This is a genomic window from Streptomyces sp. NPDC001985, assembly GCF_040296845.1.
Taxonomy (GTDB): Bacteria; Actinomycetota; Actinomycetes; order Streptomycetales; family Streptomycetaceae; genus Streptomyces.
The window spans coordinates 62279-85857 of sequence record NZ_JBEOYB010000024.1 but is presented as its reverse complement, the minus strand read 5'-3'; the positions used below and the strand labels follow the sequence as shown (position 1 = coordinate 85857).

Genomic DNA, 23579 nt, shown 5'->3' with positions numbered 1-23579 from the left:
TATGATTAGGTGAGGCTAACCTAAGAAGGTGTTGTGGGTGGACGAGCGGCGAGAGCTCCCGCCGAGCCGGCTGGCGACCTGGGCGGATGGCGTGGTCGCGGACCTCGACACGCAGGACGAGATCGACCGGGCGCTGCGCCGCGCCCTGGGCGGGGAGCCGAGTCTGCGCGAGGAGAACGCGTCCCGCATGGCCGACGCCCTGCGCGCGGCGGCCCTCGGGCTGACTCCGGCCGGCTGCGCGGCCGCGGCGGGCGTCTCGGAGCGGCTGCTGCTCAACTGGCAGTCCCAGGACGCCCCCTTCGCGGCGGCGATGGCCGCCGCGGAGGAGATGGCCCGCGCCCATGCCCCGGCGCCCGCCGCGCCCGTGCTCAACCCGGCCGCGCTGCGGGTCCTGCTCGCGGCCGTCCGGGCCGGAATGCTGCACGCGCCCGCCGCCGCGCTGGTCGGCCTCTCCGGACGGGCGCTGTACCGGCTGCGCAGGGAGAGCCCCGAGATCGCCGCGCTGGTGGCCGCCGCCCGCAGGGCCCGCCCGAAGAAGGCGGACCGGCGGGGAAAGCCCAAGTTCGAACAGCGCTACCGGCTCGTCAGCGTCGGCGAGGCCCCGGTGGCGCGGCCGTTCCCGGACCGGCACCCGGCCGTCCGCCCGGCGGCGGAGCCGCGCCGCCCGGTGGCCGGCGGGGACGGCACCCGGCCACCGTGCTGACCCCGGGGAACCGGCGGACGCCGGAAGCCCGGCCCTGCTCCGGCCGTCGCCCGGCACCCCCGCGCGCGCGTCAGGGCCGCGCGCTGAGGTATCCGCCCATGGTGCGGAAGTACTCGGTGGCGGCGTGCTCGGTGCCGTCCTCGGTCCGCAGCCGCTTGATCACCAGCCCGGGACGCCGTCCGGACCGCGCGTCCGCCCCGGCCACGATGACCACCCCGTCTCCCTCGCGGATGAAGATCCGCCCGGGAGTTCCGCCGTACCGCTTCTCGGAGACCGCCGCCGAGACGATCCGTATCCGCTCGCCCCGGTGGTGGGTGAAGGCGCTGGGGTACGGGTCGGACTGGGCGCGCACCAGCCGCTCCAGGTCCTCGGCCGGCCAGCTCCAGTCGATCCGGCTGTCCTCGATCGCGCGCTTGTGGAAGAAGCTCGCCCGGGAGCGGTCCTGCCGCACCCACACCGCCTCACCCGACTCGATCAGGTCCAGGGCGTCCCGGACGATCGGCCCGATGAGGTCGACCGTGCGGTGGAAGAGGTCGGTCGCGGTGTCCTCGGGGCCGACCGGCACCGAGCGCTGGAGCACCACGTCGCCCATGTCCAGCTCGGCGTCCATCCGGTGCGCGGTGACGCCGACTTCGGGCTCGCCGTTGATCAGCGCCCAGATCAGCGGGGAGAAGCCGGCGTAGGCGGGGAGGAGCGAGTCGTGCACATTGAGCGTGCCGTGCGGCGGCAGATCGAAGATCTCCGGCGGGAGCCAGGTGCGCCAGTTGTTCGCCACGATGATGTCGGGCCTGGCCTCCCGGAGTCTCTCCAGGAGTTCGTCGTCCCCCGGCCGGTTGCGCAGCAGGACCGGGACGCCGTTCTTCTCGGCCAGATCGGCCACCGAGTCGTCCCAGATCTTCTCGTACACGTGGTCACTCTTGGGATGGGTGACGACGAGGACCACTTCGTGCTCGGAGTCCAACAGGGCCTGCAGGGTGCGATGACCCCAGGTCTGGTAGCCGAACATGACGACCCGCATGCGAATCCTCCTCAGGACATTGCAAGGTAAGGCTAACCTTATCTAACATATGCCTGCTTAGGGAGGCGATGACGCGGTGAACACACTGCACAGTGGTTCGGGCACCATCTACGACGTTCTGGGGATCGGCTTCGGACCGTCGAATCTGGCCCTTGCGATCGCGGTCCACGAGTACAACGCACAAGTCTCCGGGGAGGACCGGATCGTGGCCGGCTTCCTGGAGAAGCAACCGCGGTTCGGCTGGCACAGAGGCATGCTCATCGATGACGCCACCATGCAGGTGTCCTTCCTCAAGGACCTTGTCACCATGCGCGATCCGACCAGTGACTTCAGTTTTCTCTGCTATCTGCGGGAGCGGGGGCGGCTGGTCGACTTCCTCAACCAGAAGACGCTCTTCCCGCTGCGCATCGAGTTCCACGACTACTTCGAGTGGGCGGCGGCCCGGGTCCGCCCGCTGGTGGAGTACGCGTCGGAGGTCGTCTCCGTGCAGCCGGTGACGGAGGACGGCGAGGTCCGCTGGTTCGACGTCACCAGCCGGAACCCCGCCGAGCCCGGACTCACCACGGTCCGGCGGGCGCGCAGCCTCTGTGTGGCCACCGGGATGGAACCCCATCTGCCGCCCGGAACCGTGCTCTCGGACCGGGTCTGGCACACCAGCGAACTGATACCCCGGGTGGCCGGCCTGGTGGACAGCGGCACCCCGGTGCGCCGGGCCGTGGTCCTCGGCGCGGGGCAGAGCGCCGCGGAGGCGGTCGACTATCTGCACCGCAGCTTCCCGGGCGCCGAGATCTGCTCGGTCTTCGCCAAGTACGGCTACACCCCCGCCGACGACAGCCCCTTCGCCAACCGGATCTTCGACCCGGAGGCGGTGGACATCTACCACGGCGCGCCGCGCGAGGTGAAGCGGTCGCTCTTCGACTACCACCGGGGGACCAACTACTCCGTGGTGGACATGGAGTTGATCGAGGCCCTGTCGAGGACCATGTACCAGGAGAAGGTCCAGGGGAAGCAGCGGCTCCGGATGCTCAACATCTCCCGCATCCGCGAGGTCCGGGGCGAGGGCGACCGGCTCGGGATCACCGTCGAGTACCTCCCCACCCAGGAACGGGAGGTCATCGAGGCGGATGTGCTGGTCCACGCGACCGGCTACCAGCCCCAGGGCATCGGTGAGCGCCTCGGGGAGATCGGCAAGCTCTGCCTGCGGGACGAGGAGGACGCGCTGCTGGTCGGACGGGACCACCGGGTGGAGACCATCGCCCATGTCACCTCGGACATCTATCTCCAGGGCGGCACCGAGCACACCCACGGCATCACCTCCACCCTGCTGTCCAACACGGCGGTGCGCGCGGGGGAGATCAGGGCCTCGCTGATCGCCCGGCGGATGACGGCCGGGGCCCGGGCCGGCGGCTGAGCCCGCCCCCCCCGGTCCTGTTCCCGGACGGTCCGCCGTCCGTCCGGGAACAGGACCGGGCCCGGCCGCGTGGAGGCGGCCGGGCCCGGTGTTCCCGTGGTGCGTCAGTTGGCGTCGACCAGCTCGTGCGCCGGCACGGTCACCGTGCGGGCGCCGGGCTTGCCGCCCAGGACGACCTTGCGGAGAGCCGAGTTGTTGGTGAGGCTCGTCTCCTTCAGGCGCTTGTCCGGGTTGGCCAGCACCTGAATCCAGTAGGTGCCGTTCGGGACACCGGTGATGTCGAAGGACTGGTCCGGCAGATCCTGGGTGTAGGTGTCGCCGGAGCCCACGTCCAGCACCTCGCGGACGGAGATGGAGTTCTCCTGGCCGCACGCGGTGGACAGATCGGTGTTGCCCGGGTGCCAGTTGGCGTTCTTCACCGTGTAGTCCACGGCGTCCGTGTTGGCCAGGCAGAACGCCTCCTTGCCGCTGCGGACCGCTTCCTTCTTGTCGGCCTTCAGCAGCCGGTAGCTCGCGAAGTCGGTGAAGTGCCAGTGCACATGCCCCGGCCGCGGGTCCCACTCCATGGTGCCGGTGGGCGTGTAGCCGACCTGCTTGCCCTTGGCGTCGTAGAAGTACTGGTACGCGTCCATCAGCTCGGCGCCGGGCTTGCGGAAGCCGTCGACGACCAGCTTGGCCGGGCCCGCGTTCCACACATTGGCGCTGAACGCCATGAAGTCCTTGCCCGGGGCGTCGTACTCCTTGCCGTCCACGATGGTGATGCCGTAGGCCGGCAGCGACCGCAGGTCGGGCTTGGGCACATTGGGCACCGACGCCTTGCCGGTCGGGCGCTGGGCGTTGGGCTTCTGCGCCGCGGACTTGCGGGAGCCGTCCGTCTGGCCGGTCTTGTCACCGACGTTCGCCGTCGTGCGGGCCGACTTCTTCAGCGCCCACGGCAGGGCCGGCGGGGCCGGCGGGTGCGGGCCGTGACCCACGTTGTACGTGGGGGCGGTGCCGCTCGTCGCCTCCATCAGGTTCGCCGGGGGCTGGGCCTTGCCGTGCCCGGCGTGCCCGGCCGCGTGGTGCGCGTGCGCACCGGCGGCCGCCTTGCCGCGGGCGCCCTGGCCGGGCTCCTCCTTGTACTCGTCCACCGTGACCTTGACCGTCTGGGGCTTGTTGGCCATGCCGAACAGGTCCCGGTACTTCTTCGCGACGGTCACCTTGGCGGTGTAGGTGCCGGGCGCCAGGTCGACGCCCTTGTCGTCGTAGTGGCCCGAGTAGGTGTTGGAGGCCCAGCCCTTCTCGACACCCCACACGGAGCCGAGGGTGAAGGGGTTGGTCGGGCAGCTCTGCGGGTACTTCGACTTCGCCGGGGCGTCGGGACGGATACGTCCGGAGGCGTTGTTCGGGCAGAAGGTCTGGCTCGTCTTGAGCACCGGCTTCCCGGCCGCGTCCGTGATGCTGACGTCGACGAAGCCGGGCAGCCCGGTGAAGTCCTTGACCAGGCCCTTGGGGAGCGTCCTGGTCGTGGTCTTCTTGCCCTGGCGGATGATCTGCTGGGCCACCACCGGGTCCTTGTAGGACTTGCGGTTCACCTTGAACTCGAAGGGCGAGCCCTCGGAGGTCACATAGGTGCCCAGGTCGAGCCAGACACCGTTCATCCAGGGGTACTTGGTGATGGTGACCGTCTTCGAGGCGGCGATCAGCCCGAGCTGCGGCGTGGCCGCGGCCTTCTGCCGGGAGTCGGGCGCTGCGGCGACCACACCGGCGGTGACGGCGATGGCCGCGGAGGCGGCGAGCGTCGAACGCCAGAGGCGGGTACGAGGGTTACTGGTCATCGTTCCTCTGTTGAGCGATTGCCACGGGGGACAGGAGTGAAACAGGCGACATGCGGCCGGTCCGGCCGGAGATCCGGCGGAGGCTGACTCGCCCTCGGCCGCGGTCTGCCGGAAGAGAGGGGCGGAGGCCGCCCGGGGTTGTCTGTGAACCCGGAACTTCTCCATCGTTGGCTGGAAATCGCTGTATTGGGTGGGAACTGGTCGTCGGACGGCGATCCGTCTTTCCCGGCGCCCGTTCCTGTGGTATTCGCCCGGTGCCCGGCTTCTCCCGCCTTGGTCCGTCAGCCCGTCAGCCCCGGCGCGCCCCACACCGGGAACCAGCGCGACAGCTCGCTCTCCATCCGCAGATCGTCCGTCAGCAGCGCCTTGACCTGGAGCTCCAGCGCGCTGTCCCGCCGCTCCCCGGCCCCCGCCACCGGCGCGAAGGGATAGAACGTGCCCCGCTTGTAGAGATAGACCAGCGCCAGAGCCCGCTCCGCCGCCGCATCGCGGAAGGAGACCAGGGAGCAGAGCAGCTGCGGTCCGAAGCCCGCGTCCTGGAGCAGGGTGTTCACCGCGTGCAGATCGTTGACCAGGGAGACGGTGTCGTCGGCCGGGTGCCGGGCGAGCAGCCAGGTGTACCCGTACGCGTCCCGGCTGAACTCCACGGGGACCCCGCCCGTCCCGGTGTCGGCGTCCAGCAGCTCCCGTACGTCCGTCCGCAGCCGGTCGAACGCCCCGCCCTCCACCGTGGCGAAGCAGACCGAGCCGGTGCCGGTGGGGACGTAACCCGCCCCCGCCTGGAGGGTGATCGCGGCCGAGGGCAGCGCGAAGAGCCGGTCCAGATCGGGCCGCACCGGCTTGCTGCGGCCGAGGATGGTGTCGAGGAGTCCCATCCGGACCACCCGCTACGGACGGGACAGCTGGGCGGAGATCCGGCCCAGCTGCTCCAGCCGCTGCTCCAGCGTCGGGTGCGAGGAGAGCAGCCGCGCCAGGCTCTCGCGGGAGGCGAACGCGGGCGCGAACCAGAACGCGTTGTACGGCTCCGCCGTGCGCAGATCGCGCGTCGGTATCCGCGCCATCTCACCGGTCACCTTGGTCAGCGCCGAGGCGAGCGCGGACGGGCGGCCGGTCAGCAGCGCCGCGGACCGGTCCGCCGACAGCTCGCGGTAGCGCGACAGCAGCCGGGTGAGCAGAAAACTCAGCGCGTACACCACGGCGCTGATCAGCGGGATCAGCGCCAGCGCGATGGCCGTGCCGCTGTCCCGGCCGGCCCTGCTGAGACCGCCGTACAGCGTGATCCGGGTGATCAGCCCGGCCAGTACACCGAGGAAGGAGGCGATGGTCATCACCGCCACATCGCGGTGGGCGACATGCGACAGCTCATGGGCGAGCACCCCCTCCAGCTCCTCCGGCTCCAGCCGCCGCAGCAGGCCCGTGGTGGCGCACACCAGCGCCGTCTTCTGGGAGCGGCCCGTCGCGAACGCGTTCGGCACATCACTGTCCGCGATGGCGACCCGGGGTTTGGGCATATCGGCGAGCGCGCAGACGCGGTCCACCGCGCCGTGCAGCTCCGGCGCCTGCTCGGGGGTGACCTCACGCGCTCCCATGCCGCGCGCGGCGATCCGGTCGCTGAACCAGAACTGGGCGATGAAGAGCGCGCCGGAGATCACCAGCACAAAAGGCCAGGCGCCGCGGAGCAGCGCGAGCAGGACACCCACGAAGACCACGTACAGCAGACCGATCAGGAACATCGTGGTCACCATGCGGGTGGTGAGTCCCTGGTCCGGGGCGTAACGGGAACGGGTCCGGCGGGCTGTCATCCGATCACCTTCCGGGCGGGTCGCTGCCCCCCACCCCTCAAGTGTGCGCCCGGTTCCCCGCGGGCACCGGGTGTCACTCCGGGCTCACGGGCGGGGGCAGACCGTGATCAGGCCGGGGCGGTGACCCGCGCGACGAAGGAGTCCAGATTCCCGCGCGCGCGGGCGATCCGCTCGTCCAGGGTGAGCGACTCCTCGTAGCGGGTGGTCCGCAGGGCGGGCCGGCGCTTGTCCCGGAGGTAGAGCGAGCAGGCGAGATCCGCGCAGAGGTAGACGCCCACCGTGTTGCCCTCCCGGCCGGGGGCGCCCGCGAGCGGGGCCACCAGCAGGGCCACCCCGGACGAGGCGTGCGAGGTCAGGCAGATCCCGCAGAGGCTCGACTTGACGGCGCTGGTGTTCCGGTTCGCGGGCATCCGCAGGGTGATCCCCACGGGGCCGGACTCCCCGGGGATCACGAGGTGCGCCCGCAGCGGGGCCCCCGGGTCGACCCAGCCGAGGAAGTCGAGGTCCTCCCAGGGCAGCGTGGCGAAGTCCAGGGGCAGGCGCATGCGTCTGGCCTCCCCCTTCGAACAGTTCACGAAGGACGAGCGGATCTGGGTCTCGGTCAGCGGTTCCACCTGCCGCACCGTACACACCCCCCGCGGCGGTCGGCATCCGGGTTTTCCGCCGCCCGGTCCCCGCCGCCGCCCGGTCCCCGCCGCCGCCCGGTCCCCGCCCCGGCCGGGCGGCGGCGGCGGGAGGGCCCGGCGGGCGGGCCGGGCGCGGGGGGCGGGCGGGAGGGCTCCCCCCGGGGCCCGGCCCCTCACGCGTTGGGCACCTTCAGCCGGTCCCAGCTCTTCTTCCCCGGAATCCCGTCCGCCGCGGCGCCCGTGTAACCCAGCTTGCGCTGCCAGGCGGCGTACGACTTCCGGTCCGCCTCGGACCACGAGGGCCCGGGGCCGACCTCGTACCGTCCGCACCCCTCCGCCACCAGCCGCCGGCCCATCGCCGTGATCACGGCGCTGCGCCGCCCGGACGCGAAGAACGCGGCCCCGGGGAAGGGCTCGTACTTCTTCGCCGGCGGCTTCGGCGGAACCGGCTTCCCGGCCGCCAGCCGGTCCTTGATCCGCGCACGCATCGACTCCATGGTGAACCCCCGGGGATCGATCTTCCCCGGCTGCCACTCCTTGTGGCCGATCACCGAGCGCTGCGACCAGCCGTGCGCCCGGCAGATCGCCGCCGCCGCCTTCTCGACGGCCTCCAGCTGCGCGGCCGGCCACGGGTCCTTGCCATTGCCCAGGTTCACGCACTCGAAGCCGTAGAAGTAGCGGTTGCCGTCGGTGTCGGCCTCGTTGTCCGGGGGCAGCGCGGACTCCTGGGTCACGGCGCGCAGCACATCGCCGTCCCCCAGCCCGGCGTGGTTGGCCCGCCCGTTGCCGACGAGATGGACCGAGCCGTCCTTCGCTATGACGCCATGACAGAGCGGACCCGGAAGGCCGGCATGGCCGTTGTAGCAGAGCTCCACGGAGCGCTCGGTGCCGGAGGTCACGGTGTGATGGATCATCACACCCCGCATCGGCCCCCAGGGGCCCTTGTGGTTCCGGTTGTGCGTCCGCCAGCTGCGGTGCTCGACCACCCGCAGCCCTTCGGCACGGAGGGCGGCGACCAGTCTGGAGGCGGACAGTGGTGTTGCCATGCGCGGTACTCCTTCTCGCGGTGTTCTCTCAGTCGGATGACTGTCCGTGATCCTTATGCCCGCTCCCCGGGGGCGGTGAACCGGCTTCCTGTTCGAAGGACGGAGCCGGGGACTCCGCCGCCCGCTCGGCCGCGAGTTCATGAGCCCGGGCCGCCGGGACCACAGACGCCAACGGCCCGAACACCAGCCGCAGATCGGCGACGGAACCCTCGCCCAGCACCCAGGCCAGCGGCGCGAGGTGCACATCGATCCCCGACGGGGGCAGCAGCAGCGGCCGGCGGGCCGCGTCCGCCGGCCACTCCACTCCGCCCGTCGCGGTCCGCGCCGCCACCGTCCAGTAGTCGCCCGCGCGGTAGCCGCCGCCCGGTTCGAACCACACCTCGACCCCGTCCTCCAGCGGCAGCCAGCAACCCTCCGTGACCGGCAGCGCACCCCGGTGCCGGCCGGGGGAGCCGCCGCGCCGGGGCGCGGGCCGGTGGTCCCAGCGGCGCAGGAAGGGACGGAGCGCGGGGTCGCGCCCGACCGAGGGGTCCGGTTCCGCGGAGAGCCGCACCCGCCGTTGGGGCAGGTCCAGTTCCTCCACCCGCAGCAGCGGCAGCGGCTCGCCGCGGCTGACCGTGGCGGTGTCCGCGGTCTCCACCCAGTCGCCCACCTGGAGGCCGAGCCGGTCGTCGCCGCCCAGCGACGCCAGCTCCGCCCAGGTGCCGTCGAAGGCGTCCACGCCGAGGGCCACCGAGCCGTTCTCGCGGGACCAGACGAAGGTCGCGTCCCCCGCCGTGCCGCCCTCGTGGATCTCCACCCGGTAGAGCTGGTTCTCCGGGCCCCGGTAGCGGGAGTCCGGCCGGATCAGGCACGGGCCGTCGTCGGCGTCGCCGGGCCGCTCGGCGCGGGCCGCCAGCCGCGCGGTCGCCGCCCGGCCGGCCGCCCAGCGGTCGAACGCCTCCCGGACGCGGTCCTTGTCCGCCCCGTCCTCCACCTCCAGCTCCGCGCCCGGCAGCGCCAGCACCTGCCAGACCGTCCTGAGCCGGGCGGCCGTGTCGGAGACCGCGGAACCGAGCGCCACCTCCCGCAGCAGCGGATCCTCGACCGAGGTCACCGAGCGCTCCCACACCTTCAGATAGACCAGATACGGGAACGCGGACGGCAGCCGGTCGCCCGGGCGCTCCGGGTCCCGGTGGCCGTCCGGCTGGTCCCAGTACGACCAGACCGGCGCGGCGCCCGGCGCGGCGGGGGCCACCGGGGTGTCCCGGTCCTCCCCGGCCGCCGCGGGGTCGTCGTCGGTGACGGGGGTGCCCGGACCCGGCCGGGTCGCGTCGAGCGGGATGCCGTCCACGTAGTAACGGCCGCCCCCGATGCTCAGATCGTCCAGCTCCCGGCCCGTCCCCGCCAAGCCCACCGCGAAGCCGGCCGCACCGCCGGGCCCGCCGTGCCGCCCGATGAGATCGGCCGCGAGCGCGCGGGCCCTGGCGAGTTCGATCGCGGCCTGCTCATTGACGTCCGCGTCCAGCTGGACCCGGCCCTGCTGGGCGACCACCGCCGCGTAGTGCCGGTCCGGCCGGAAGGTGGCGCGGGAGATGTCTGCGTGCATGGGAAGGGTTCCCCCTTGAGGTTCCGAGGTTCCGAGGTGCCGAGGTGCCGAGGTGCCGAGGTGCCGAAGTGCCGGGCTTCCGGGGCCGCGGGGCTCCGTGTGCTCTTGTCGGTGACGGGTCACCGGTCCCGGTGCCGGGACCGGTGACCCGCGCGGGGCTCAGGTGACGCAGACGATCCCCGCGTCCGTCCCGGCCGGCGCGTACTCGGCGAGCCGCGCCCGCAGGCTGTCCAGCCGCTGCGGCAGATACAGATCGTGGAAGGCGCCCAGCTCCGAGCCGTCCTCCGCGCCCCGCCCCGGGTCCTGCTCCGGGGGCACCACCGCGCACCCGCCGGCCAGTTGCCCGTACGCCGGTGTGCCGTACCGCTCGCTGACGAACAGCGGGCGCACCACCGGGTCCCGGCCGCCGTCCGGCGGGTCCGGCAGACAGTGGTGGCGGCGCGGGGTGCGCGAGCCCGGTGCCACCCACGAGTACCGCACACAGCCGACGCCCCGGCGCGCCACCCGCAGCCGCCCGGTGAGGAGGCTGTTCTCCGCGATCCGTACCGCGTGGGTGTGGATCTCGCCGATCACCGTGGTGCGGTGCAGCGACAGCACGGCGTGCGCGTGACGGCAGTCGGGCGCGGCGAGCGCCGCCCGGCCGTGTCCGGTGGCGTCCAGGACGCTGTCCCGGAGACGGATCTCCAGCGGCTCGTGGCCCACCTCGTCACCCGTCACCTCGACCGGGCCGAGGACGCTGTGCTCGACCGTGACGCACACGGTGGTCCGGTCGAGCACCAGACTCGGCTCCCCGGGGGAGCGCGGCTCGCACTCCGGCTCCAGCGACCAGCCCGGCACCAGCGTGCAGTGCCGCAGCACCAAGGCCCCCACCGGACCGCTGACATGCAGCCCGCGCCCGGTGACCAGCAGTCCGTCCAGCACGATCCGGGGCGGTCGCGCCACCCCCCGGGGCGCCCGGATGTTGAGCGCGTCCGGCCGGTTGCTGTACCAGTCGAGCAGCCGGATCACCGGCCGGGTGCCCTCCGCCGCCCGCAGCTCCAGCCGGTCCCCGGACTCCAGGTCGAAGTCCAGCTGCTCCTGGTAGGCGCCGCTGTGGGTGATCTCGATGATGCCCTCGGGGCCGGGCCCTCCCGCCCGCCGGTCGGACCGCCACGCGGCGTACGCGTCCATGATCCGCGCATGGGTCCGGCCCGGCCCCACCCGGTAGACCTTCGCCGCCGGGGAGGTCTCCCGGTCGCGCGGGTACTCCCCGCCGCCCATGTCGCCCGCGAACGCGTGGTGGTAGGTGACCCACACCCCCTGCCGGGGCGCGGCACGCGGCCCGAAGGCGATCCGCCCGAGCACCGGATCGACGGCGACCTGCCCGCGCCGGGGCCGGTACCGCCACCGGGACAGATCCGCCACCACCAGATCCGCGAGCGGCACCGGCTCGCCGTCGGGGCCGTCGCGCCGGATCGTGAAGGACCTCCCCGGCCCGTGGAAGTCGGCGAGCCGGTCGGCGAGCAGCCGCCGGCCGATGTACGCCGGGACATGGTCGACCGCGGCGGTGTGCGCGGCCGACGGCTCGGCCACCGGCCGGGTCACCAGCGGGCTGTCCTGGCCCAGGATCGAGAAGGTGTAGAGGCCGCGGGCCCGGTCCACGCAGTACGCGGGGGCCCGGCCCACCCGGTGGGGTTTCAGCCGCCACACGAAGAGACCCACACCGGCGGGGGAGCACCCGCCCCGGCTCCGGGCCGAAGCCGCCCGCCGCACCTCCGCCGACCGGGAGACCGTGCCGAACGGGCCGCCGGCGAGGTCCAGCGCCGAGCCGTCCCGCACATCGGCCAGCCGGCCCCGCTCCAGCCGCCGCGCGTCCGACCGCGCCGTGCCCGACCCGTACAGCCGCACCGGCTGATGGCCCGCCACGAGCCGGGAGAACTCCACCGCCCGCGCGGGCAGACCGGCGACCGAGTCCGCCAGCTCCTCCAGGAGCGCGAGGGTGCCCTTGCGCCGCCGGTGCGCGACGGTGGCGGCGACATCGCGGCGCGGCGCCAGGGCCTCGGCGAGCCGGTCCCGCCCCGCGCCGCCGGCCGGCCCCGCCGACCGCACCCGCTCGTACCCGGGGAGCGGACGGTAGCCGACGAGATCGCCGATGTACGGCAGCACCCAGGGCGCGGCGGTCTCCACGAACCAGTCGTCGTACCCCTGCTCCACCCCGTCCCGCACCCGGTCCACCTGCTCGGCGATCACCGCGAGCAGCGCCCGCAGCGGCTCCCCGCCGCCGTCCTCCCCGTCCCGCGTCCGGTGCAGCCGGGGCAGCAGATCCGCCGGTCCATCGGGTTCCGGTTCTCCGTTCATCGGCGCGCCTTCCCTTCTCCGGCCCGGGCGGGCGCGGTGGTGAGCATCGGACTCCGGTACCCGCCGGGCACCGGCGGCATCGCGGCGCTCACCCGGTGACCTCGGTGAGCACCAGGGCCTCGGCGGCCCCGGGGGAGAGCAGGGCGAGCCGGGCCGGCCGGATGCCCCGGAAGACGGTCACCACCCGGCCGCGCGCCAGGGGCCGCGTGTCGGCGATGTCCGGGTTCAGCCGGACCAGTTCCGCCAGGGGGACACCCCGGCGCGCGGCGACCGAGGTGAGCGTCTCGCCGTCCGCCGCGTCCACCCGGTGCACCCGCTCCTCGTACCGCGCGAACCCGGCCGGAACCACCGCCTCCGGGGCGGTGCCGTCCGCCCCCGTCAGCCAGGCGCCCGGCTCCGGCAGCGCGGCGACCACCACCCCGCCGAACTCCTCCACATCCACCCAGTCCACCCCCGGCACCGAGTGCGCCGTCGCCAGGACGTCCGAGACACGGGCCGGCGCGCCCAGCTCCCGCTCCCCGGGACCGAACCGGCGCAGCAGCGCCTGCCGCAGCCGCGGCTCGACCACCGCCCAGCTGTGGTCCCGGGCCGTTCTCACCCGCGCCGACAGCAGCAGCTGCACCAGCTCCCGCGGCCGCACCCGCACCGGCAGCCGCGCGTCCCCGTACCGGACGAGCGCGGCGCGCAGCGCCCGCAGCACCCCGGAGCCCTCGCCGACGGGGATGTCGTCCACCCCGGCGACCGTCACATGCACCACCGTCCGCCGGCCGTCGAAGACCTCCCGCGCCGAGGCCCGGCCGATGCCCGCCCGGGAGCGGGCGAAGTCCTCGTAGTCGGCGACGGACACCAGCCGGTCCAGCGCGGCGACCGCCAGCGGAATCGCGCGCCGGGCCGACTCCGGTCCCTCGGCGTCCGCGCCGCCCGTCGCCGGCAGGGGGTTGGTGACCGCCGTGACCCCCAGCGGCCGGGTCACCGCCTGGGTGATCCGGCCCGCCGCCACATTCGCCGCCCGGCCGGTGCCGAAGCGGTAGCGGGCCCGGACGTTCTCGTGCCCGGTCGGCAGCCGGGCGCCCCGCACCCCGTCGCCGAAGGCCACCGTCGTCCGCCCGGCCGCGTCCGCGCCCCGGACATAGACCCGTTCGGCGGGCCCGTGCCCGGCCAGGCTGTCGGTCCCGTGCCACAGCAGCCCGTCGACCCGCACCTCCAGCGCGGGCGCCGCCCCCGGCGCGCTGTCGTCGGGCAGCCACGTCAGCGGCGACTGCCAGAGCGTGAACACCTGGCCCGCCCGGGAGGCGTCACCGCTGCCGATCGGCTCGTCCCGGCTCTCGCCGTGCGTCGCGGCGACCGCGTTGCCCAGGACCCGCACCGTGTCCCGGCGGTAGCGGTGGACCAGATCCCCGGTCAGTGTGAGCCGGGTGTGGACATGGTCACCGGGCAGCAGCGGATCGAGTACCTGCTCCACGGCGGCGACCACCACCGGTTCGGTGCCCGGGACACCGTCCGTGCCGGGGACGTCGGTGCGCTCACCCGTGACGATCAGCAGCCGTCCGGGGCGCAGCCCCTCGTACAGCTCGTCGAGTTCGATCCCGTTGCCGTGCACCTCCTCGCCCAGCGGATCGTCGGCCGGGCGCAGCGCCTGTCCGCCCGCGTGGACCGTGGTGTCCCGGATCGTCGACAGCAGCACGTCGTGCCCGTCCAGCCACGGGTCGGCCAGGGTCAGTTCGGTGCCCCGGCCGGTGATGCCGAAGGCGGTGAACGCGGCGGTGCGCACCCCGGTGACCCGGGTGGTCACCAGCGCCAGCGCGCTGTCGCCCGGGATGCCGCCCTCGGCGCCCTTGCGGGGGCGCTCCACCGCCACCCGGCTGCCGACCGTGATCCCGTCGTGCACCGCGTCCAGGGAGAGCACCCGCAGATCGGCCCGGACGGGCACGGTCGCGATCCCCAGCTCCACACCCGGCGGTTCACCGGCGGGCGCGAACCGCGCCGTCACCTCGAATCCGCCGTGCGCGCTCTGCCGGCGGTCGCCCGGGGAGAGCTGCCAGACGAGCGGCTCACCGGTGTCCACCTCCACCCGCACCCGCCCGTCGGCGCCCGGCCCGGACACCGAGAGCGCCGCGTCGGGCAGCCCCGCGCCGCACCGCGCCGTCACCTCCTCCGTCCCGCCCGTCGCCGTGCCGCCGCGCAGGGACACCCGGCCGGGGCCCAGTGCGAACTCCGTCTGCGCCGGCAGATGCTCCGACCGCTGCTCCGAGTCATTGCCCTCCGTGTACTGGAACTCGGCCCGCACCGGCTTCCGTCCGGCCGTGTCGTACACCACCCGCAGCGAGGTCAGCGCCGACCCGCCGAGCGGCCAGTCCGTCTGCCGGACCACCCGGCCCCGCTCGTCCTGCACCGACCGGAGCGGTGCCGTCGCCCCGAACGGCGCCGCCGTCACCCGCAGCGCCTCCAGAGCCCGCAGCAGTGGCCGCGCGGACGGAGCCGCCCGGCGCCAGGCCGTGTGCGTCTCCCGGGCCCGTGCGGGGTCGAGCGCCGCCAGCAGCCGTACGCCGAGCTGCGGGCCCGGCGCGAGGAGCCGGCCCGCCGTCCGCCCGGCCGCCTCCGGCGCGGGGGGCACCGGGCCCCCGCGCAGCGCCGGGAGAACGGCGGCGAGCGCCCGCGCGGCGCCCGTGCCGCCCGCCGCGCCCGTGCCGTCCGTCGGGGCCCCCGCCACGGCTCCGGACTCCCCGGGGCGGGAGGGCTCCAGCTCCGCCGCCCGCTCCCGCACCTCGGCGATCCGCGCCGCCAGCCGCTCGAACCACTCCGCGACCTCCTCGTGCGCGCCGGCGAGCGCCCGCGCCTCCTCCATCCGCTCCAGCGGGCCCGCGAGCCCGCGCACCAGGTGCGCCGCGCTGCCGATACCGTCCAGATCGGCCCGCAACGGCGCCAGCACCTGGTCGTCGAAGGTGTCGATGAGCCTGCTGACGGGGCGCGGATGGGGGTTCTCCGGCACGGGGTCGCCGTCCTCCGCCGCCCGCTCGTCCCGGGTGATCCACCGGCGCACCTCGGCGATCAGCTCCCGGAGCGACGCGGGCGCCGACCCCGGCAGCGCGACCGAGGTCACCCCCTCCTCCCGGTCCACCCGCACCCGCGCCACCGACCGCAGCAGCCGCTGCCCCGCCGCCCCCGGCCCCTCGCCGAAGACGAACAGCAGCCGGTCCCCGGGCCGCAGGCCGGTGTCGGTGCCGGCGATCTCGATCCCGGAGCGGGTCCGGAGGTCCTCCGGGGTCAGCAGCCCCGGCCGGCGGCGGCGCACCGCGAGTTCGTTCCACGCCCACCGGGCCGTCAGATCCGTCTCCGTCTCGAACGTCCGCGGTTCCTCGCCGGTCGCCGCCGGCACACTGACGCTCCGCGCCCCGCGCCCGATCAGCGCCTCCGCGTCCGGGTCCCGGGGATCGCGGTCCAGGGTGTACGCGAGCAGGGTGCCGGCGGCGAGACCGGGCTTCGGCCGGTGCCCCACCAGCCGTCCCAGCAGCACCAGCGAGTGGTGCTCCTTCGCGGTCCGCAGATATCCCTCGTCCGCGATCCGCTCCGCGTGGAAGGTCAGCAGATCGCCGACGACGGCCCAGGCGTCCAGCAGCGCGAGGGCCGGATCGCCGCTCGCGCGCGTGGACAGCCCGCGCAGCGCCGGGTACGCCGGTGACGCCAGCCGGTCGAGCAGCGCGGCCAGGAAGGAACCGTAGGTGCCCACCCGGTACTCCAGCGAGGTGCGGCCCGGCGGGTTGTACGGCACCCGGGGGGCCGCCCGCCACTCGTCGTGCCCGTCGTGCCCGTCCGGTCCGTCGTGCCCGTCCGGTCCGTCGTGCCCGTCCGGTCCGTCGTGTCCGTCGTGTCCGGAGCCGTATCCACCGTCACAGCCGCAGCCGCGGCCGTCACCGCCGTCGTGGAAGCCGTTCACCGGGCGCCTCCCTCCAGCTCGATCGAGAGCCGGCCCCACTCGGGCCGCTCCGGGTCGTTGTCGCAGCGGGCGATCTCCAGCGGGCCGAGCCGCAGCACCCCCTCCTCCAGGGCCGACGCGTCGAACGGGTCCGGCCGGAAGAGCCGCGCCAGCCGGGTCACCCGCACGCTCTCCACCCCCGGCACCCCCGCCGCGACCGCCACCAGCCGGCTCAGCCGCACCGGCTCGCCGAACGCCAGCGCGTCGGGGTGGAAGAACGCGGGCTCCCCGCCCGGGAGCCGGCCGCAGCCCAGCAGCCGGTACACCTCCGCGAGCAGGCGCCCCTGCTGGTGCCCCGGAGCGGCGCACACCCGCAGCACGACCTCCAGCGGTACGTTCCGGGCCGGGCCGACCACCAGATCGTGGCCGATCCGGCGGAACCGCTCCAGCGTGTGCTCCACCGCCTCCAGCAGCTCCGGCGGCGGCTCGGCGGTCCCCGTCGCGTCCACCGCGACATGCGCCTCCCGGACGCCCCCCGTCCAGCGGAGCACGGCCGCCGCCCGCGCCACCCCCGGCACCCGCCCGGCCAGCTCCGCGTAGTCCTCGGCCGTCACCGCCCGCAGCAGGGTCCGCCCCGGTGCGAGCGGCGCCGACTGCCGGGCGTGGGACAGGGGTTCGGGGTCCGTTCCCCCGACGGCCGGCAGTGGATTGCGCACGGCCACCACCGGCGGACCGCCGTCCGCGCCGTCCCCGCCCGGGTCGCGGCGGACCACCAGATGGCCGATCGCCTCCGCCCCGACGTTCCCCGCCGTGCCGCCGCCGACCCGGCAGCGCACCCCCAGCCGCGCCCCCGGGCGCGGCCTCGCCCCGTACCGGCCGTCACCGAAACGCAGCGCGATCCGCCCGTCGTCCTCCAGCTCCCCGACGACATGCCGGTCCCGGGGCCCCGAACCCAGCAGATCCCGCCGGGGCGACCACACCCGCTCCCCGTCCACCAGGGTCACGGCGGGCAGCGCCGCCCGCGCGTCCTGGACGACGGCCGCCGCCGCCGGCCCCCGCAGCACCGGCGCGTCCGGCCGCAGCCCCCACGCGTACCGGGGCCCCCAGCTCTGGGCGATCTCCCACGCCACCGAGGCGTCCAGCACCGTCCCCGCCCGCGCCCGCGCCGACAGCACCTCCAGCCGGCGCGCCTTCCCCGCCAGCAGCCGCCCGGAGCGGTGCAGCAACTCCCGCAGCGCCCGCACCGGACGCAGCCGCAGCCCGATCCGCTCCAGCAGCCGCAGCCCGAACAGCACGGCCAGCTCCGCGATCTCCGGCTCCGTCAGCCCGTCGTGGTCCCGGGCGCCGCGCCACAGCTCCACCAGCCGCTCCCGCACCCGCCCCGGAATCCCGGCCAGCCGCTCCGCCTGCCCCCGCGCCACCCGGCCGGGCTCGGGGAACGGCACCACCTGTGCCACCGGCCCATCCCGCAGCACCGGCCGGAACCGGGGCACGATCCCCGGATACACACTCCGCGCCAGCAGCGTCCGCACCACATCGGCCTGCTCCCGCGCGGCGCCCGGCACCACCCGCTCCCGCCGCCGCCCCGCCGAGTCCAGCCCCAGCCCGGCGCGTCCGCACGCCTCCTCGCCGACGGCCCCGAACAGCTCCCGCACCTGACCTGCGGTCAGCAGCCGCCCCGAGCCGGTCTGCTCGATCCGCGCCGCCAGCAGCGCCGCCGTCGCGTTCCCCGGACGGGGGTCCGCGCAGCCGCACGGCGGATCGCAGGACCCCGGTACCGCCGGAACGGGCGGCACGGTCACCCACGGGGGCGCGCCACCGCCGAACGCCGTCGACCGCCCGTGGTCCACCAGCACCACATTGCCCCGCGCCACACTCACATCCGCGACCGGCACACAGTCCGGCCCCGCCCGCACGGCGAGCCGGACCGGGAAACCGAGCGCGTCCTCCCGCGCCCAGGCCACCTCCAGCACCGGCTGCCCCACCAGCCGGTCCACCGCCGGTGTCACCGAGGTGAGCCGCACGGCCTGCCGGTGCGCCGGACGCGCGTCGCCCGCCGTCCCCGAACGCGCCCCGCGCACCTCCTCCACCAGCAGCAGATCCCCCGGCACCAGCTCCAGCAGCCGCGCCGAGCGCGACGCGTCCGTCCACTCGTCCCGCAGTGTCGCGGAGGTCGCCCCCCGGGGCAGCCCGCACACCTCCTCGCCCCAGGTCCAGAACCGGATCGTGTTGTGCCCGGGGCGCACCACCAGCGGCTCACCCGCCGGCACCGGCTCGAACACCTCCACCGACCCCCGCTCGTCCAGGGCGGCCAGCTCCCCGTCGTCGAGCACCGCACCGGGCGGCGCCGGATCGCCCGCCGCGCCGGACGGCAGGTCGACCGCCGCGAACCGGAACGTCCCCGGCGCCAGCCGTACCCGCCGGTCGGCGATGAGCACGACGAACGCGCGCGCGGCGCAGCCGTCGTGCAGGGTGTAGTCGACGAGCCGCACATGACGGCGGACGGACACCCGGCGGCGCGCCGTGTCGAGATACGCCTCCGTGGACACCGCGTCCTGATGGTGGGAGATCCGGTCGGCGGTGTACGCCACCAGCTCCGCCAGCGTCGTCCCCAGATCGGCCGGGTTCCGCTCCACCCACTCCGGCGCGGTCAGCGCCAGCCGGTCCAGGACCAGGGCGCGCACCGTGTCGTAGTCCCGCGCCGTGTAGTCGACCACCGGCACCGGGCCCCCGGTCCGCGCGGACCGTTCCGGGGCGTCCCCGGGGCCGAACGGCGAAGGGCAGTCCACCCGGAAGACGAACCCGGCGGAGAAGTACCGCTGATCGAACCCGGGGAACGGCTCGGTCCCCGGGCGCCCGTACGGATCGGTCTCCACCACCGACAGCCGGTAGCGCGAACCGTCCCCCGTCCGGTCGACGGTGATGTGCAGCCGGTCGTCCAGCTCCGGGTCCTCCTCCCGCTCCACGGACAGCCCGACGGCCTCGATCCCGGTGATCCGCCGGCCCCCGTCGATCCGGATGTTCCCCGGTCGGAGCCCCTCGGGTGCCTTGCCGAGGAAGGTCACCGTCAGCGTCAGCCCGTCGTCCCCGGCCTCGACCGCGTCCACCCCGGACAGCTCCGCCGCCCGCACCCCGGCCCGTCTGACCCCGGTCCGGCAGATCAGCTCCGCACCGCCCGCGACCGGCGCCCCACGGAAGCCGTCCGTCCCGTTCATACCGGCCCGCTCCCCTCGAAGACCTCATCGCGCCGGCTCCCCGTGGCGCGCACCGCGTAGCGCAGCCGCACCCGCACCACGCCGTCGGCGCCCGCCACGTCCAGCTCCTCCACCTCGATCAGCTCACCCAGCCACCGCTGGATCGAGGCCAGCGCGGAGAGCTCCAGCGCCGACGCCAGCTCGGGACTGCCGGGCGCGAACACCAGATCCAGCAGCCCACAGCCGAAATCCGGACGCATCACCCGCTCGCCCGGCGTGGTGAACAGCAACTGCTCCACCAGATCCCGCACATGGGCGTCGTACGCGGCCCGCGCGGTGCGCCCGCGCGGATCGACCCGGAACGGAAAGGCGATATCGGTACGGCGACCGCTCACCGGCTCGACACCCCCCGCGACCCGGGCGCCACCACGGGCGCGCCCTGCGGCACGAGCGCCGCGCCGAAGCACATGCCGCCGGTGCGCTCCAGCAGCACCGGCACCCCGTCGACCAGCACCCCGCCGGGGCCGGGGGTCCAGCGCACCGACACACACGGGCGCGGCACCCCGCCGACCGCGTGGCGGCAGCCGCTGACGGTGAAGACCTCCGCCGCCGTCAGCACGGGCAGCCCGTCGGCCCGCACCCCCGACGACCGCACGGAGCCGGGCGCGACCCGGCCGCCGTGCGGGCAGCCGATCGCCGTACCGCTGTGCACCAGATTCCCCGACACCGGCCGTCCTCCCGCTCTCCGCGTCCCGCCCTGTCCGTCTGCCGCGCTCGTGGCCGCGCCCGCGCCCGCGCAGGTGCCTGTGCTCATGACGCCCCCGGCACGATCAGCCGGCCGTTGTTGATGTCCACCTCGGCACCGTCCAGCACGATCGTCGCGCCGCGCCCGTTGGAGATCGTCACGCCGCTGTCGTCGATCCGGACATACGCCCCGCCCCGGGCCTCCAGCAGAATCCCGGTACCGCCCGGCAGATCCGACAGCACCAGCTGATGACCGCCCGGCGTCCGGATCACCACCGGGTGCGAGGAGGGCGGTTCGGCGCTCGCCCGGGGCGGCAGCTCGGAGACATCCCCGTACCAGCTCCCCGTCCACACGGGGAAACTCGGATCTCCCTGCTCGAACTCGATCCACACCCCGGTCCCCACCTCCGGGACCACGTACTGCCCCGACCGCCGCCCGGTGAACGGCAGACAGGGCAGCGCCCAGGTGGACGCCTCGTCACCGAGCACATCCGGTACCTGAGCCGTGATCCGGCCCAGCCGGAGCGGATCTCTGTTGTCGGTCACCCGCCCCCGGAACTTGCCGAGGAAGCGGTTGTTCGCTGCCGCCATACCAAGTGCTCCTGTGGGTCTGCCGCGTCCCTACGGACGCACGGTCCCGCTCCGGGCGATCAGGCCCTCGCGGGAGAGCGTGAAGTTCTGCCGGTACGAACCGGGGCGGAGGTTGTGGGTCACCGACTTGACGTAGTAGTCCCCGTCGTAGGTCACCCCGGAGCCGCGCACCCCGACCAGCTCCCGGGGCCGCAGCACATATCCGTACCGGGTGACATCCAGCGATCCCGAACCGGAGATCGCGTCCGCCGAGGTCGCGGCCCGCGCCAGCGCCTCGGCCTCGGCCTGCCCCGGCTCCTTCTTCGCCGTGCCGGAGAGTGTTCTGCGCTTGAGCGCGGGCGACGCCCGCAGCCCCAGCGGGGGCCGCAGCGGTCCGATGTCGGGCTGTGCCAGCAGCCGTGCGTCACGGGTCCTCGGGTCCTGCACCCGCGCCTGCGGCTCCTCCCTGGCCGTACCGTCGTAGGCGAAGGTCAGCTGGTCCACGGTCGAATGGCTGTCCATGTTCACATTGAGCGCGTGCTGCCTGAGGCCGAGCCGCTGCTCGGGCCCCCAGAACGCCGTCGAACGGCCGGGCACCGGACCCGGTTCGAGACAGAAGGTGTAGCCGTTGGCCCGGGCCAGCTCGTTCAGATACTGGAGATCGGTCCCGGTCTGGCAGTCGACCCGCACCTGCTCGCGGGCCGGCTGCTGGACCTGCTCGCGGATGATCCGGGCCTCGATCCCGTAGCCGCTGTACCGGGCGAGAATCCGCTCCACCCGCTGCGCGGGCGAGAGATTGGGATAGCGGTCGGTCCGCTCCTCCAGATCCATCAGCAGCGTCAGATCCTCCCCGGTGACGGTGAGGGTGGTCTGCCCGGGCCGGTTGCTCGCCCCCACCTCCTGGCGCACGATCAGCCCGTCCAGGAGCACGGTCTCGGTCCCCCGGACCGAGAGGGTCACGATCACCCGGGTCTTCGGGTCGAAGTACCCATCGGGCAGCAGCCGCCGGCTGATCCCGCCCTTCTTGGTGAGATCGAAGGCCAGCTGGAAGCCGCCGCGCTCCCCGGCGGTGCTGGTGATCTGCGCCGACAGCAGCGCCTCGCCGACCTCGGCCGGCACCGGCCGGGTCAGCCCCCGCCCCATCCGCAGGGTGAGACGCACGGGCCCGGACCCGACCGGCTCATCGGCCATGGTGGCCGCCCGACGAAGGAATCGTGATCACGCGCCCCGGCTCGGCGGTCAGTTCGGCGGGGTCGAGCACCGGATTGGCGTCGGCGATCCGCCACCACTGCCCCGGGTCCCCGAAGTACCGCTGCCCCAGATGGTCGTACCGCTCACCGCCGCCGACGGTGTGCCGGCCGCCCTCCTCCCCGCCGCCCGTCTCCAGCGGCGGCAGCAGCCGTCGCTTGACGTACCGCACCTGTCTCCCGTCCGGCCCGGTGTGCACCCCGATCTCCGCGTCGTGGTACCGGCTGGTCCGTGGATACGGATGCGACCCCGGCAGCCCGTCCAGCGCACTCTCATACGGCTCGATCACGCCTGCAACCCCCGTCCGAGACCCAGCTCCGCCAGCCGCCCGCCCCGCGCGGCGGCGGCCAGCCGCTCCTTCTGCGCCAGATGCGCCATGTACAGATCCGCCCCCCGGTGCCCGGCCGGCAGATCGCTGACCGACAGCACCCGCATCCCGATGGAGAGCGAGGCCCGGATCGGATTCAGCTCCACGTCGAACGCCGACTCGTTGACGGAGAGTTCCGTGATCCGCACCGGCATCACCCGCTTGCTGCCCCAGGTGAAGAGCGTCAGCGGCATCTCGATCGGACTGATCTCGATGGCGCCCCGCTCGGTCAGCCGGGTCGCCTCCCGCAACTGCGCGGTGGTCGGCTGCACGAGCATCTCCAGCACGGCGAGCTGCGGATGCACCCCATCCGGCGCGGCCACCTCGAACTGATCGGTGGCATCGATCTCGGCCGTGAACTTCCATGTCTCCTGCGCGGGCCCCTTCAGCCTGAGCGCCTCATTCCGGTCCCCGCTCCCGCTCCCTCCCCCGCCGGAGTCGGCGCTGTCGCCGGCGGACTGGGGGGCGAGGGAGCGTTCGAGGGTGTCGGGGTTGAACTGGAGGACGATGACGCGCCGGGGGGTGCCGGTGTCGGGGTCGAGGAGGATGAGGCCGGAGCGGAGGGGTTTGGGGAGGTCGGGGTAGCGGGTCATCAGGACCTGCCGTCGTCGTAGTGGTCGAGAATGATGCGCGCATCCACCCTCAAGGACTCCACCGGATCTTTCTGCGCAATATTCGAAAGATCCTCCCGGAATTCGGGCCAGCGTGAATAGGCTGTTGCCCATATTCCGGAGAATCGAATCCCGGGATTATCGCTGCTCATGGCCCTGTTGATTCGCTTGAAGAATTTTCTGTTGTACTCCTGCGGGGAGCCGATTCCTGCTCTCAGGATGGCCGCGCGAATCTCTGGAACCGTTTGCGCCTTGTCGATCGTTGTGGTCAGTTCGCCCAGGGTCCAGGGGTTCAGGGATTCTTCCAGTGACTTCTGGAACCTCTGTACGGCTTCCTTCTGCGAGCCGCTCACGACCAGAACGGAACACCCCGACCGGCCATCCGCAAGATAAGTGAGCGCGATGCCGGGTGCGAGGCTCCAGGTGATGGTGCGAGTGATTCCCAGCGGATTCTCCGATGATTCATTTCTGAGGACTCGCCAGCCGCCACTTTCGCCCAGGCGGATCGCCTCGTCGTCCCCCCAGTCCCGGAGCACCAGGCGGCGCGAGGTGTATGATTCCTGATTTTCGTTCATCTTTCCGTC

Annotated in this window: 19 protein-coding genes; 2 read left to right on the top strand and 17 right to left on the bottom strand. The window is 73.9% G+C overall.

Features of this window, described 5'->3' with window-relative positions; all coding sequences use genetic code 11:
• Nucleotides 1-37 precede the first annotated feature (37 nt).
• Nucleotides 38-703 (top strand): hypothetical protein, encoded by a 666-nt coding sequence (locus ABT122_RS13480; protein ID WP_351550035.1) that lies wholly within the window; start codon nt 38-40, stop codon nt 701-703.
• A gap of 70 nt (nt 704-773) precedes the next feature.
• Here ABT122_RS13480 and ABT122_RS13475 read toward each other — a convergent pair whose 3' ends face one another.
• Nucleotides 774-1721, bottom strand: coding sequence for a methionyl-tRNA formyltransferase (locus ABT122_RS13475; protein WP_351550032.1), 948 nt, complete (start codon nt 1719-1721; stop codon nt 774-776).
• 76 nt (nt 1722-1797) lie between these two features.
• Between ABT122_RS13475 and ABT122_RS13470 the strand changes: the two genes are divergently transcribed.
• Entirely contained in the window at nt 1798-3132 is a 1335-nt protein-coding gene (locus ABT122_RS13470) for a lysine N(6)-hydroxylase/L-ornithine N(5)-oxygenase family protein (protein WP_351550029.1), read from the top strand.
• A gap of 104 nt (nt 3133-3236) precedes the next feature.
• Here ABT122_RS13470 and ABT122_RS13465 read toward each other — a convergent pair whose 3' ends face one another.
• The 16 genes from ABT122_RS13465 to ABT122_RS13390 all read right to left on the bottom strand — a co-directional run bounded on the left by ABT122_RS13465 (nt 3237) and on the right by ABT122_RS13390 (nt 23570).
• Nucleotides 3237-4949: a lysyl oxidase family protein gene (locus ABT122_RS13465; RefSeq protein WP_351550026.1), complete on the bottom strand. Its 1713-nt coding sequence runs from the start codon at nt 4947-4949 to the stop codon at nt 3237-3239.
• Nucleotides 4950-5230: 281 nt separating this feature from the next.
• Nucleotides 5231-5824, bottom strand: a complete 594-nt coding sequence (gene pspAB / locus ABT122_RS13460) for a PspA-associated protein PspAB (RefSeq protein WP_351550023.1) — start codon at nt 5822-5824, stop codon at nt 5231-5233.
• A gap of 12 nt (nt 5825-5836) precedes the next feature.
• A complete protein-coding gene (gene htpX, locus ABT122_RS13455) occupies nt 5837-6751 on the bottom strand; it encodes a zinc metalloprotease HtpX (RefSeq protein ID WP_351550020.1) in 915 nt (304 codons plus the stop codon).
• Between the two features lie 107 nt (nt 6752-6858).
• A complete protein-coding gene (locus ABT122_RS13450; RefSeq protein WP_351550017.1) occupies nt 6859-7365 on the bottom strand; it encodes an FBP domain-containing protein in 507 nt (168 codons plus the stop codon).
• Between the two features lie 185 nt (nt 7366-7550).
• On the bottom strand, nt 7551-8423 hold the full coding sequence (locus ABT122_RS13445) for a peptidoglycan-binding protein (protein WP_351550014.1): 873 nt from the start codon (nt 8421-8423) through the stop codon (nt 7551-7553).
• A gap of 28 nt (nt 8424-8451) precedes the next feature.
• Nucleotides 8452-10011 (bottom strand): DUF6519 domain-containing protein, encoded by a 1560-nt coding sequence (locus ABT122_RS13440; protein ID WP_351550011.1) that lies wholly within the window; start codon nt 10009-10011, stop codon nt 8452-8454.
• A gap of 159 nt (nt 10012-10170) precedes the next feature.
• On the bottom strand, nt 10171-12348 hold the full coding sequence (locus ABT122_RS13435; protein ID WP_351550008.1) for a hypothetical protein: 2178 nt from the start codon (nt 12346-12348) through the stop codon (nt 10171-10173).
• 88 nt (nt 12349-12436) lie between these two features.
• Entirely contained in the window at nt 12437-16282 is a 3846-nt protein-coding gene (locus tag ABT122_RS13430; protein WP_351550005.1) for a putative baseplate assembly protein, read from the bottom strand.
• Nucleotides 16279-19476 carry a putative baseplate assembly protein gene (locus ABT122_RS13425; RefSeq protein ID WP_351550002.1) on the bottom strand — a complete coding sequence of 1066 codons (3198 nt, stop codon included), beginning with the start codon at nt 19474-19476 and terminating at the stop codon, nt 16279-16281. Before ABT122_RS13425 ends, ABT122_RS13430 begins: the two co-directional genes overlap by 4 nt.
• The gene (locus tag ABT122_RS13420) at nt 19473-19850 is read right to left on the bottom strand and encodes a GPW/gp25 family protein (RefSeq protein ID WP_351549999.1); all 378 of its coding nucleotides are present in this window, start codon (nt 19848-19850) and stop codon (nt 19473-19475) included. The genes ABT122_RS13425 and ABT122_RS13420 overlap by 4 nt, the downstream gene beginning before the upstream one ends.
• Entirely contained in the window at nt 19847-20182 is a 336-nt protein-coding gene (locus tag ABT122_RS13415; RefSeq protein ID WP_351549996.1) for a hypothetical protein, read from the bottom strand. Before ABT122_RS13415 ends, ABT122_RS13420 begins: the two co-directional genes overlap by 4 nt.
• Nucleotides 20183-20265: 83 nt before the next feature.
• Nucleotides 20266-20790, bottom strand: coding sequence for a phage baseplate assembly protein V (locus tag ABT122_RS13410; RefSeq protein ID WP_351549993.1), 525 nt, complete (start codon nt 20788-20790; stop codon nt 20266-20268).
• Nucleotides 20791-20820: 30 nt separating this feature from the next.
• Nucleotides 20821-21960 carry a hypothetical protein gene (locus ABT122_RS13405; protein ID WP_351549990.1) on the bottom strand — a complete coding sequence of 380 codons (1140 nt, stop codon included), beginning with the start codon at nt 21958-21960 and terminating at the stop codon, nt 20821-20823.
• A complete protein-coding gene (locus ABT122_RS13400) occupies nt 21950-22306 on the bottom strand; it encodes a LysM peptidoglycan-binding domain-containing protein (RefSeq protein ID WP_351549987.1) in 357 nt (118 codons plus the stop codon). The genes ABT122_RS13405 and ABT122_RS13400 overlap by 11 nt, the downstream gene beginning before the upstream one ends.
• A complete protein-coding gene (locus ABT122_RS13395; RefSeq protein WP_351549984.1) occupies nt 22303-22977 on the bottom strand; it encodes a hypothetical protein in 675 nt (224 codons plus the stop codon). Before ABT122_RS13395 ends, ABT122_RS13400 begins: the two co-directional genes overlap by 4 nt.
• Nucleotides 22977-23570: a hypothetical protein gene (locus tag ABT122_RS13390; protein ID WP_351549981.1), complete on the bottom strand. Its 594-nt coding sequence runs from the start codon at nt 23568-23570 to the stop codon at nt 22977-22979. The genes ABT122_RS13395 and ABT122_RS13390 overlap by 1 nt, the downstream gene beginning before the upstream one ends.
• Nucleotides 23571-23579 lie beyond the last annotated feature (9 nt).